This window comes from Anaerocolumna sedimenticola, from assembly GCF_009931695.1.
Lineage (GTDB): Bacteria > Bacillota > Clostridia > Lachnospirales > Lachnospiraceae > Anaerocolumna > Anaerocolumna sedimenticola.
This window is the reverse complement of the sequence record NZ_CP048000.1, coordinates 4,388,394-4,400,769: the sequence shown is the minus strand read 5'-3', so window position 1 is coordinate 4,400,769 and position 12,376 is coordinate 4,388,394. Positions and strand designations below refer to the sequence as shown.

Below are 12,376 nucleotides of genomic sequence, written 5' to 3'. Positions count from 1 at the left end.
TTATCGGATTTCTCTTTGATTATTTTGTTAATTCGTACTTTCCAGTATTGGATCGTTATATATGCAGCGGTTTTTTCCTGATGATTTACCAAGATATAATGCCTGATCCACGTTGCTGTAGTTTTTTTCAGCGGAAATGGAGCGGTCATACTTAATAATACCTCCCGTAATCGTACATTGGAAGGTATTATTATCACAGTTAAAGGTGTACTTACTTACTTCCTTTCGAAGTTTGTTCGCCAGGTCAATGGTTTCCTCTTCCGAAATATTAGGTAAGCATATCATAAATTCTTCTCCGCCCCAGCGGCTTAGGATGTCCTCTTCCCGAAGCAGCAGCTTAAATATATTGGAAACGGTGACTAATACCATATCACCTGCATTATGCCCATAGCTATCATTTATCTTTTTAAAGTTATCAATATCAAATAATAATAGAAAAATAGGTAACATGTATTGCGTTACGTAAACTTGTAATTGATCTGCAAAATAACGGCGGTTATATAGCTTAGTCAGATAATCCGTAACAGCCATTTCTTTTAACTCTTTCATTAAAAACTGCAGTTCCCTCTGGATTTTGATATTTTGCATATGAACTTTAACACGAGCCTTTAATTCTTCAGGAATAAAAGGCTTTGATACATAATCTGCTGCACCGACTTCAAATCCTTTTAATACGGAATCCGAATCGTTGTTGCCGGTTATAAAAATTACAGGGATATCCTTGGTCTCGTCACTGGATTTTAGGATTTGGCAGGTTTCATATCCGTCTATACCGTTCATAATTATATCTAGCAGTATAAGCGTAGGATGTAATTTTTTTGCTGCAATAATCCCCTCTTCACCGGAATGGACTATATAAATATGCAAAGATGGTGTCTCCAATATTCCTTTTACAATACTGCATATGATATCGCTATCATCCACTACTAATATGGTGTCTTTTTCCATAATATTCTCCTTGCATAAATATCAAAATCTGTTACAAGCCACATTTTATTACTAAATTAATAGTAAAGCATTTTAGCTAAAAATTCAATACTGTAAGTTGTTAAATTATTTTGCCGAATAAGACGCTATTTTATAATAATTCGGATTTTACATTACCCAATTGGTGGATAATATAAGAAAGGAAACCCTAATCAGATTCCAATCGGAGATTATAAAGAAATTCTTAATAAAATATCAATGATTTTTTAAATAAACTTATGTTAAAATAATTCATACGGGTATTTATTTTCATAATTATTTTATCAGGCAGCAACGGGTAATCAGACATATTTAAATCCCGTATTATATATAATTTTGTGAAAGACAGATAGGAGAAAAATATGTTAGGTTATATTATTTTGTTCATTTTCCTCGCCGTGGTTATTTTGCTGGCAGCAGCTTCCTGGGTTTTATCCAATATAGTTCTAAGACCTAAGGTATTAGCCTATGATAAACTCTATCAAAGAGAGATTGAAGAGGGAAGGCTTAACGAGAAAGAATACCAAAGCCTGGAAAAGGAAGATTTTATAATAAAATCACGATATGGATATGATTTATCCTGCCAATTAATCAATAATGAAATAAGTAAAGAGCAATTTCTGAATCCGGATACTAAGTTAAAAATAGCAATTATCTGCCATGGTTATACCTGCGGTAAATACAGCAGTATGATATATGCTTCCATGTTTTTAAAAAAAGGCATTACGGTACTTACATATGATCATAGAAATCATGGTTTAAGCGGTAAGGCTTATACAACTATGGGTTATTATGAAAAGTTTGATTTACAGACGGTATTGGATTGGTGTTATTCAGAATACGGCCCCAATCTTGCTATTGTAACCCACGGTGAATCTATGGGGGAGCAACGGTATTATCCCATCATGCTATCGATGGGAGAGTGCGCTGTACAATAGCAGATTGTTCCTATTCCTCTTTGGAAGAATTAATCCGTTACCAATTAAAGAAATATTATCATCTCCCCACATTCCCTTTTTTACCTTTAGCCGAGGTTTTAATTAAGATTCGGGCCGGTTTCTGGATCCATGATGTTGTTCCAATGGATGCAGCTGTTAAGAGTAATATACCGATTCTGTTTATACATGGACTGGAAGATGATTTCGTACCTTATTACATGTCTCAGGCCATGTATGATGCCAAACCGGGTAAGAAAGAGATTTATTTGGCTCACTATGCAAAACATGCACAGTCCTGCCAGAAGAATCCGACGGAATATAAAATGGTTTTAGATAAGTTTCTGGAAACATATTATTTTGATTAATCATTTCCGAATGTCGGATAATTCATTTTATAATCATTATTATCTGTGAAATCAACAGAAAACGGTTGAAGTAAATGGGCAGATAAACTATCTTTAGTAATTTACCGTTTATATTAAAATTACTTTAGTTTTATTTGAGTCTGACAGCAGTGCCGGATGCGGTGACCATAAGCATACCGTTATCGGCTCCGAGTACTTCATAATCAATATCCACTCCAACTATGGCATCGGCGCCTAACTGTCTGGCTCGATTTTCCATTTCTTTCATGGCATTTTCCCTCGCCTGAATTAATTCTTCTTCATAGGTTCCTGAACGGCCGCCAAAAAAATTAGAAAGACCCGCTGTAAAATCTTTTATAAAGTTAACACCGGAAATAACTTCACCAAATACGACACCCTTATATTCCGAAATTGTTTTTCCTTCAACCGAAGGTGTAGTTGTAATAATCATTTAATTTGCTCCTTTCATAAAACAAGTAAACTTTTTAATATATTTTACTATATATCATATAGTTTACAACAAAATAAAAGAATAATTAAATTTAAATTAGAAATAAAGACAGGAAATTTTTAGCAAAGGGGCTTATATTAGTCGCTTTGTCTTATAAAAATGGGGCTGTCGCACTAAATGCGGCGTCCTATTTCATTAGAGATGTTTATCACATTTTAGGGTATCAAAATAGCGTGTGATTATCTATGTGATAAACATTCAAGATTTCTGAGGCGCCGTCCTGCTTTTTAGACAAAAAATAAATCCCAAACTTCGAAAAGTAAGGGATCTATGTTAAAATATTTGTATGCGATTACAAAATAATTTACTTAAAAATTATACTTCATTTCAGAATCAGGCAAAGCTGCTTCTAAAATTGGTGGATTTAATGGCTGAATGTGAGCAACTGTTTGATCTCATGGTTTTTATTTCAAGAAAAGTTTGCCAAGGCAAAATATTATTTCTTATTTTTTTCAGCTTCAACAGCAGCCATCTTCATAGCACGAACCTTTAAAGAGAGGCCGAAAAGGTTAATAAATCCCTCCGCATCATGGTGGTTATACAAATCACCCGTAGTAAAGGAAGCAATGCTTTCATTATATAGGGAATATGGAGAAGTGGTACCCTGCTTAATAATATTTCCTTTATATAATTTTAATTTAACTTCGCCGGTTACATACTCCTGGGTTACATTAACAAAAGCCTGAAGAGCTTCGCGAAGTGGTGTAAACCATTTGCCCTCATATACAACATCAGCGAATTTATTGCCGATTTCCTTCTTGCAGGTTAAAGTTGCACGGTCAAGAATTAATTCTTCAAGTTGTGTATGAGCTTCCATTAAGATAGTTCCGCCCGGTGTTTCATATACACCGCGTGATTTCATTCCGACTACACGGTTTTCAACGATATCGATAATTCCAATGCCATGCTTACCGCCAAGTGTATTCAACTCGGCTATAATGTCGGATGATTTCATGACTTTTCCGTTTAATCCTGTTGGGATGCCTTTTTCAAAGGTTAATGTAAGGGTTTCGCCCTCATCCGGAGCTTTTTCCGGAGATACGCTAAGTACTAATAAATGGTCATAATTTGGTGCATTAGCAGGATCTTCTAATTCCAGACCTTCATGGCTGATATGCCATAAATTTCTATCACGGCTGTAGCTGTTGTCTGCTGAAAATGGAAGATCAATGCCGTGGTTTTTACAGTATTCAATTTCTTCTTCCCTGGAGGAAACATCCCAAATTCTCCAGGGAGCGATTATTTTCAGATCAGGAGCCAAAGCTTTAATGCCTAACTCAAAACGTACCTGGTCATTGCCTTTACCGGTAGCACCATGGCAAATAGCAGTAGCATTTTCTTTTCTTGCAATTTCTACTAAACGCTTTGCAATAACAGGTCTTGCCATGGAGGTTCCGAGTAAATATTTATTTTCATATACGGCACCGGCTTTCACACAAGGTAGTACATAATCATCAACGAATTCATCTACAACATCTTCAATATATAATTTTGTTGCTCCGGACAGCTTAGCTCTTTCTTCTAAACCTTCCAATTCATTTCCCTGTCCTACATTAATGCATACACATACTACATCATAATCGTAATTTTCTTTTAACCACGGAATAATCATGGTTGTATCCAGACCGCCGGAATAAGCAAGTATAACTTTTTCTTTCATATTATATTTCCTCCTGATTTTTAAAAATAGTTGCCAAGGCAAATATACCTTGTTTTGAATTATTATAAATATACATCATTTTGTTAATTCATGCAATAGCAAATTTAAAATTATACACATCAAATCTATGTTAATAGAAAACTTGCACGATTGTTTAACGGTTTTTTATGTAAATTGATGGACATAAATGTATAATAATGGTACAATTACTTTTAAGCAAATAAAGGATTATGGTATAGATACAAGCAGTTTGACTGCCCTTAAGGCAGTCAGGTTGATTTATTCTATGCCTCTTTTTTGTTTGAAATAAAATCATAATGTATAAAATAAGAGTAGTTTTAAAACGCATTATAAAAGTAAGTCTGAAATTGAATAAAAATAATCAAATACTTATATGGAGGTAATTATGTATAAAATAATTTTAGCATCAGGTTCACCCAGAAGAAAAGAAATATTGGAACAGGTCGGTGTTAAATTCACCGTTTTGTCCAGCGATAAAGAAGAGATTATCACAAAGGAAAAACCGGAGGAAATCGTAAAGGAACTAGCATGTGTTAAAGCACGTGATATAGCAGATAAAGTAGAGGGAAAGGCTATCATAATCGGAGCGGATACCATGGTTGCAATTGACGGACAAGTCCTGGGAAAACCTAAGAATGAAGTGGATGCCAGGGCTATGCTGCAAATGCTGCAGGGCAACAGACATCAGGTTTATACAGGAGTCTCCGTAATAATTAAATCTGATGTAAAAAGAGATGAATTTAATGCAGCAGAAGATATAATAATCAGTTTTACCGAAAAGACGGAAGTGTGGGTATACCCTATGAAAAGAAAACAGATTGATAAGTATATAGCCACCGGTGAACCGTTTGATAAGGCAGGTGCATATGGAATACAGGGTAAATTTGCTGTTAATATAGAAAAGATTGAAGGGGATTATTATAACATTGTAGGTTTTCCTATTGCTAAATTATACACAAGGTTATATGAAGAAGGCATAGATATTTTAAATAACGGAGAAGAACAATAGGATATTAGGATATAGGTAAAAGTAAAAATATACAAAATAAATTAGAAAGTAAGTTATTGGTTAATACCTGTAAGATAGAAACATTATGTTTACAGTAAGGATTTTCTCGTTTAAATAGAAAAAAATTGAAAAATTTATAATTCGGCTATTGCATAATAATCAATTAAGATGTATAATTATAAACAATTATTTCAGAAACAGGAAAAGAACGGAGGTAGACAGATGATAAAGGTAGGAATCATTGGATCAACCGGTTATGCCGGACAGGAGTTAGTCAGATTACTTTTACAACACAAAGAAGCCAGGATAGTATGGTTTGGATCTAAGAGTTATATAGATAAGAAGTACTATGAAGTCTTTCAGAATATGTTTCAGTTAGTAGATGCTACATGTATGGATGATAATATGGAGGAGCTGGCAGAGAATGTGGATGTTATATTCACAGCAACACCCCAGGGATTATGTGCTTCCTTAGTGAACAGTGATATATTATCCAAAGTAAAAATTATCGATTTAAGCGCAGACTTCAGAATCAAAGATGTAAGTATTTATGAAGAATGGTATGGGATTACACATCAAAGCCCGCAGTTTATTCATGAAGCAGTATATGGATTATGTGAAATTAACCGGGATCAGATTAAAAAGGCAAGATTGATTGCCAATCCGGGGTGTTATCCGACTTGCACGACCTTATCCGTTTATCCATTATTAAAGGAAGGATTAATCGATCCTGATTCAGTTATTATAGATGCTAAATCAGGAACATCCGGCGCAGGCCGTTCCGCTAAGCTGGGCAATCTTTTCTGTGAAGTAAATGAAAATATGAAAGCATACGGAGTCGCTAACCACAGACATACCCCTGAAATTGAGGAACAGTTATCTTATGCGGCAGGCCAGGATATGAAAATCAATTTTACACCGCATCTGGTTCCTATGAATCGAGGTATCCTGATTACCGCTTATGGGAATCTGAAACAAAAGGTAACTTATGATGAAGTTGAAGCAGTATATGATAAATATTATAAAAATGAATATTTTATCAGAGTATTGGATAAAGGGATTTGCCCGGAAACCAGATGGGTGGAAGGAAGTAACTTTGTAGATGTAAATTTTGTGATTGATTCCAGAACCAACCGCATTATTATGATGGGTGCAATGGATAATCTGGTAAAAGGGGCAGCCGGCCAGGCAGTCCAGAATATGAACGTAATGTTTGGTTTGGAGGAAAACAGCGGATTACAGTTAGTTCCTATGTTTCCATAAAGGAACGAGTCTGACTATGGGGAAGAGAAAATAAGACTTTTATCGGCAAAAATGCCAGGAGGATTTTTTATATGGAGATTATTAAAGGCGGAGTTACCGCAGCAAAAGGATATAAAGCAGCCGGAATTTATGCCGGAATTAAAAAGAAAAGAAAAGATATGGCTTTAGTATACAGTATTGTACCGGCTAAAACAGCAGGAACTTTTACTACAAACGTAGTAAAAGCAGCGCCGGTTAAATGGGATATAAAAATAATTAAAGAAAATGAAACTGCCCAGGCTGTAGTATTAAACAGCGGTGTAGCTAATGCTTGTACCGGTATGGCAGGTGATGAGAATAATTATACAATGGCAGAAGCTGTAGCAAAAAGCCTTGGGCTTTCTATAAATGCTGTTTTAACTGCTTCAACCGGTGTAATCGGTAAACAGCTTCCTATTGAGGTGATAAAGGAGGGGACAAAACTTTTGGCGGATGGGCTGGAAGATACCCTTGAGAGCGGTTCATTGGCAGCAGAAGCAATTATGACTACGGACACTTATTCCAAGGAATTTGCTGTGTCTTTTGAAATTAGCGGTAAGAAAGTTACTATCGGAGGTATGTCGAAAGGTTCCGGTATGATTCATCCTAACATGGCCACCATGCTTGGGGTCGTAACTACCGATATAGCAATAAGTAAATCTCTATTACAGGAAGCAATCAGTGCAGATGTGAAAGATTCTTTTAATATGATATCCGTAGACAGGGATACTTCCACTAACGATTCCCTGATAATTTTTGCGAATGGTTTGGCAGGTAATACAGAGATCAATGTGAAAAATGAAGATTATAATAAGTTCTGCAAAGCTTTAAATCTTGTTACTACCGAGCTGGCAAAACAAATGGCTGCCGATGGGGAAGGAGCTACCAAATTGTTTGAGACAGTAGTAGTGGGAGCAAAAAGTAAAGAAGATGCCGTTATATTAAGTAAGTCCATTATTACCTCGAGCCTGGTTAAAACAGCGGTTTACGGTAATGACGCGAATTGGGGCAGAATTCTTTGTGCAATGGGTTATTCCGGTGTAGACTTCAATCCAGATCTGGTAGATTTATATATTGAAAGTGCAGACGGTAAATTAAAGCTTGTTGAAAATGGAATGGCAACTGATTACAGTGAAGAAACAGCAACCAAGATACTGTCAGCGAAAGAAGTTCGGGCAATTGCGGATGTTAAAATGGGTGAGGGAACAGCAACCGCATGGGGCTGTGATTTGACCTATGATTATGTGAAGATAAATGCGGATTATCGGTCTTAATTGCATTTATAAATATTCATTATTGCTTATATGTAAAGCCAGGGAATTTAGGCATAGCATTATATATAAAAAACAGCGGACAATTTAAGATATATGACAATTTACAAAAGATATTGTATGAGTAAATATACAAACAGTATCTTAACAGGAGTATAGTTAACCGGAGGAAATGACAGATATGGAACATATGGATCAGATTTTAATAAAAGCGCAGACGCTTATTGAAGCTTTACCATATATACAGAAATTTAATAATAAAAAGGTAGTTGTTAAATACGGCGGAAGTGCCATGCTGGATGAAAATCTTCAGTTAAATGTAATTAAGGACGTAGCACTTCTTAAGCTGGTTGGAATGCAGCCGATTATTGTACATGGCGGCGGCAAAGAAATCAGTAAATGGGTCAGTTTATTAGGACACGAATCTAAATTTGTGGAAGGCTTACGCGTTACGGACGAACAGACCATGGAAGTTGCTGAAATGGTGCTAGGCAAAGTTAACAAAGGCCTGGTACAGATGATAGAAAAACTGGGGGTTAAAGCAGTCGGAATCAGCGGTAAAGACGGAGCAACTCTGAAAGTAGAAAAAAAGCTAATCAACGGACAGGATATCGGATATGTGGGAAATGTAACAGAAGTAAATGTTGATTTAATCAATACCTTAATTGACAATAATTTCATTCCTATCATTGCACCAATCGGGCTGGATGATAATTTTCATGCCTATAATATAAATGCGGATGACGCAGCCTGTGCGGTAGCAACAGCGATTGGGGCTGAAAAATTAGCATTTCTTACCGATATCGAGGGGGTGTATACGGATCCGGAGGATAAGAATACATTAATATCCGTGTTAACCTTAGAAAAAGCAGATGAATTAATTAAAGATGGTTATATTGGCGGAGGAATGCTTCCCAAATTAAAAAATTGTATTGATGCGGTAAGAAACGGTGTATCCAGAGTCCATATACTTGACGGAAGAATGGAGCATTGTCTTTTACTTGAATTCTTTACCAATCGTGGTATCGGAACAGCAATACTGAATAATGAAGGAATTTTATTTGAACATGAAAAGGTCCAAACAGGAAAGTAAGGAGGAATATCATGGAGATGAATGGGTATATTGAAAAAGCAGAACAGGTCTTAATGCATACTTACAACAGATTCCAAATTGTACTGGACAAAGGTCAAGGTGTTTATCTTTACGATATTGAAGGAAAAAAATACCTTGATTTTGCTGCGGGCATTGCAGTATTTGCATTAGGATACGGTAATAAAGAATACAATGCAGCATTAAAGAATCAGATTGATAAGCTAATACATACTTCTAACTTGTATTATAATGTTCCGGCTGTTAAAGCATCGGAAAAATTAATCAAAGCATCCGGTATGGACCGTGTATTCTTTACCAACAGCGGTACGGAAGCAATAGAGGGTGCAATAAAGCTTGCAAGAAAATATTATTATAATAAGAATCATCAAGCCGGAAGTGAAATCATTTCCATGAACCACTCTTTCCATGGCAGAAGTATGGGTGCCTTATCTGTTACAGGAAACCCAAAATACAGGGAACCTTTTGAACCACTAATTGGCGGTACCGTATTTGCCGATTTTAATAACCTGAATAGTATAAAAGAAAAAATAACTGATAAGACATGTGCAGTTTTGGTAGAACCGGTACAGGGTGAAGGCGGAGTCTACCCGGCAGATAAAGAATTTCTGTCAGGTTTAAGAAACCTGTGTGATGAACTGGATATACTGCTGATCTTTGATGAAATTCAATGCGGTATGGGAAGAACCGGCAAAATGTTTGCTTACCAGGGTTATGGGGTAAAACCGGATATTATTACCTGTGCAAAAGCATTAGGATGCGGAGTGCCTGTTGGGGCTTTTGCCGCAACGGAAAAAGTAGCTGCAGCTTTTGAACCGGGAGATCATGGAACAACCTATGGCGGTAATCCATTTGCAACGGCAGCAGTAAGTAAAGTATTTGATTTATATGAAAAGGAAAATCTTTTATCCCATGTTAACGAAACAGCCGGATATCTGGAAGAAAAATTAGATGAATTAGCAGTAAAGTATGATTTTATTCTGGAAAGAAGAGGGAAAGGTTTAATGCAGGGCTTGGAATTTAAGATACCTGTAAAGGATTATATATTAAAAGCCATGGATAAAGGATTGATCATCATTTCGGCAGGTGCCAATATCATTCGTTTCGTACCGCCTTTGATAATTACGAAAGAACATGTGGATGAGATGATTGGTATTTTGGAAAGTGTTTTTTAGCCTAAAGGGAATATGTGGTGTACAATCAAAAGAAATTTTAAATACGATAACATTAAAGGATACTGACAATTAAAAGTATCCTTTTTTATTTCCGCGAAAGCAAAGTGAGAATTAGCAAGCTTCTTGCAATAATACGAACGCGCACGCGAACCGAAGAAACTCGCAAAGCGTGTTTCTTCCGGTTGTGCAAAAGCGCTCCATTCCATCGATTGGTATGGAGGGTTATTCATAGGTTTAGAAAGAATCATAAAATTGTCTTGACAGAGTATATGAAAAGAATTACAATAAATACAAACTAACCGTCGGTTTGAAAGGAGAAAGGAATGGGACGTAATAAATACCCGGAACAAACGATTGAGCATATTTTAGATGCTTCTACTAAATTATTTATTGAAAAAGGTTATGATAAGACCAGTATTCAAGATATTATGGACATGCTTGGTCTTTCAAAAGGTGCTATTTACCACCATTTCACCGGAAAAGAAGAAATATTGGAAGTTGTTATTAAAAGGCGTTCAGATTATGCCGCTCAGATGTTAAAAGATTTGATAGTTAACACACAAGCGGTAAATGCAAAAGAAAAAATACAAAAAATTCTGCTTTCCATAGCATCCGATAAAGAAATACATGCAATTAATAGAATTCTTTGCTCTCAGATTAAGAGCCCGCAATTTGTAGTAGCTGGTATAAAAAGTAATGTTAAGGATGATGCAGATTATATATCCCAATTGTTATCAGAGGGGATAGCAGATGGTTCAATACAGACTGATTATCCGGTAGAATGTGCGGAAATATTTATGATGTTACTTAATATATGGACTAACCCCGTATTATTCAACCGAAATCAGTTACAGACCAAGCAGCGTCTGATCGCATTACAGCAGATCATGAAACAGTTAGGTGTAGATATATTAAGTGAAGAACTTATAGACCAGCTTATTTTTGATTATAATAGCATGGGTGGCTTTAATGTATCTAAATAAAAACATAAGGCATATTCTTTTCGTTTAGCGCTTCATTCGTAAATAAGTTTCATTCAGGAAGCAAAAGAAATATGCTTTTTTTAAAAGCTTATAGAAACCAACGGTCGGTTTATATACTAATTATTTCCTTATAAGGAGGTTTTATTTTGAAACGGTATAATGAAAAAATATTAAAGGCGACTAGGATAACAACTCAGAAAATTCTAAAGAAATCAAATGATTCAGTTAATAAATTAACCCATCCGCCAAGAAAAGTTTCTGTAATTGGTTCCAAATTGGGATTATTAGCTGGCACAGGTCTTTTGATTACCGGTACTGCAGGTACTATTTTAGGATATGTATGGGGGGTGCAGGTTGTATAGCAGGGGTAACAACCATCATTTCTAATATAATAAATATTAGAAAATATAAATAACTGAAAGTTTCAAAAAAGGATGTAATAATATATGAACCCTGTGTGAATATATTATTACATCTTCTATTTTTATGCCATAGTATTGATCAGACCTGACAGTAAGTTATTTTACTTATTATGAATATGCTGCCATTGATTTGGCAAGAATATAATAGACGGATTTGGATATTATAGGTAACCGTACTATTAAAATGAAGGTGATTATTATGATGGGATGGATTATTGCAATCATATCAGGTGCATTAATGAGTATCCAAGGGGTATTTAACACGGGAGTAACGAAAGAAACAAGTATATGGGTATCCTCCAGTTTTGTACAGTTTACGGCATTTTTAGTATGTCTTGCAGCCTGGTTTATAACCGGACGGGAGGGCAGTTTTGGTACCATTTTTAAGGTGGATAATAAATATATGCTGTTAGGCGGTGCTATCGGTGCTTTTATCACGTATACGGTTATAAAAAGTGTGGATTCCTTAGGACCGGCAAAAGCAATTATGCTGATCGTTACCTCACAATTAATTATGGCTTATGTTATTGAACTTTTTGGTATATTTGGAGTGGAACAGGTAAAATTTGTATGGCGTAAATTAATCGGAGTTATATTAGTAATCGGAGGAATTATTACCTTTAAATGGGACTAGTTTTCTGACGTTTTTCTTACATTTTAAAA

Annotated in this window: 13 protein-coding genes; 10 read left to right on the top strand and 3 right to left on the bottom strand. The window is 35.6% G+C overall.

Features of this window, described 5'->3' with window-relative positions; genetic code table 11:
* Positions 1-27 precede the first annotated feature (27 nt).
* A complete protein-coding gene (locus Ana3638_RS19530; protein ID WP_161839521.1) occupies positions 28-948 on the bottom strand; it encodes a GGDEF domain-containing response regulator in 921 nt (306 codons plus the stop codon).
* A 380-nt stretch (positions 949-1,328) separates the two neighbouring features.
* Here Ana3638_RS19530 and Ana3638_RS19525 point away from each other — a divergent pair, with 380 nt between their 5' ends.
* A complete protein-coding gene (locus Ana3638_RS19525; RefSeq protein ID WP_161839520.1) occupies positions 1,329-1,904 on the top strand; it encodes an alpha/beta hydrolase in 576 nt (191 codons plus the stop codon).
* Positions 1,889-2,269, top strand: coding sequence for an alpha/beta hydrolase (locus Ana3638_RS19520; RefSeq protein ID WP_161839519.1), 381 nt, complete (start codon positions 1,889-1,891; stop codon positions 2,267-2,269). Before Ana3638_RS19525 ends, Ana3638_RS19520 begins: the two co-directional genes overlap by 16 nt.
* Before the next feature lie 130 nt (positions 2,270-2,399).
* On the opposite strand, the gene Ana3638_RS19515 is transcribed toward Ana3638_RS19520, so the two are convergent.
* Together Ana3638_RS19515 and Ana3638_RS19510 are read right to left on the bottom strand one after the other, a co-directional pair.
* Complete coding sequence (locus Ana3638_RS19515) at positions 2,400-2,720, bottom strand: putative heavy metal-binding protein (RefSeq protein WP_161839518.1); 321 nt, start codon at positions 2,718-2,720, stop codon at positions 2,400-2,402.
* A gap of 496 nt (positions 2,721-3,216) precedes the next feature.
* Positions 3,217-4,440, bottom strand: a complete 1,224-nt coding sequence (locus Ana3638_RS19510) for an argininosuccinate synthase (protein WP_161839517.1) — start codon at positions 4,438-4,440, stop codon at positions 3,217-3,219.
* Between the two features lie 406 nt (positions 4,441-4,846).
* Between Ana3638_RS19510 and Ana3638_RS19505 the strand changes: the two genes are divergently transcribed.
* The 8 genes from Ana3638_RS19505 to Ana3638_RS19470 all read left to right on the top strand — a co-directional run bounded on the left by Ana3638_RS19505 (position 4,847) and on the right by Ana3638_RS19470 (position 12,347).
* Complete coding sequence (locus Ana3638_RS19505) at positions 4,847-5,470, top strand: Maf family protein (protein ID WP_161839516.1); 624 nt, start codon at positions 4,847-4,849, stop codon at positions 5,468-5,470.
* A gap of 222 nt (positions 5,471-5,692) precedes the next feature.
* A complete protein-coding gene (argC, locus tag Ana3638_RS19500; protein WP_161839515.1) occupies positions 5,693-6,733 on the top strand; it encodes an N-acetyl-gamma-glutamyl-phosphate reductase in 1,041 nt (346 codons plus the stop codon).
* Between the two features lie 71 nt (positions 6,734-6,804).
* Positions 6,805-8,025 carry a bifunctional ornithine acetyltransferase/N-acetylglutamate synthase gene (argJ, locus tag Ana3638_RS19495; protein ID WP_161839514.1) on the top strand — a complete coding sequence of 407 codons (1,221 nt, stop codon included), beginning with the start codon at positions 6,805-6,807 and terminating at the stop codon, positions 8,023-8,025.
* A gap of 187 nt (positions 8,026-8,212) precedes the next feature.
* A complete protein-coding gene (gene argB, locus Ana3638_RS19490) occupies positions 8,213-9,115 on the top strand; it encodes an acetylglutamate kinase (protein WP_161840643.1) in 903 nt (300 codons plus the stop codon).
* Positions 9,116-9,126: 11 nt separating this feature from the next.
* Positions 9,127-10,308 carry an aspartate aminotransferase family protein gene (locus Ana3638_RS19485; protein ID WP_161839513.1) on the top strand — a complete coding sequence of 394 codons (1,182 nt, stop codon included), beginning with the start codon at positions 9,127-9,129 and terminating at the stop codon, positions 10,306-10,308.
* 323 nt (positions 10,309-10,631) lie between these two features.
* A complete protein-coding gene (locus Ana3638_RS19480; RefSeq protein ID WP_161839512.1) occupies positions 10,632-11,291 on the top strand; it encodes a TetR/AcrR family transcriptional regulator in 660 nt (219 codons plus the stop codon).
* 146 nt (positions 11,292-11,437) lie between these two features.
* Entirely contained in the window at positions 11,438-11,653 is a 216-nt protein-coding gene (locus Ana3638_RS19475) for a hypothetical protein (protein ID WP_161839511.1), read from the top strand.
* A gap of 259 nt (positions 11,654-11,912) precedes the next feature.
* Positions 11,913-12,347, top strand: a complete 435-nt coding sequence (locus tag Ana3638_RS19470; protein ID WP_161839510.1) for a DMT family transporter — start codon at positions 11,913-11,915, stop codon at positions 12,345-12,347.
* Positions 12,348-12,376: the final 29 nt, after the last annotated feature.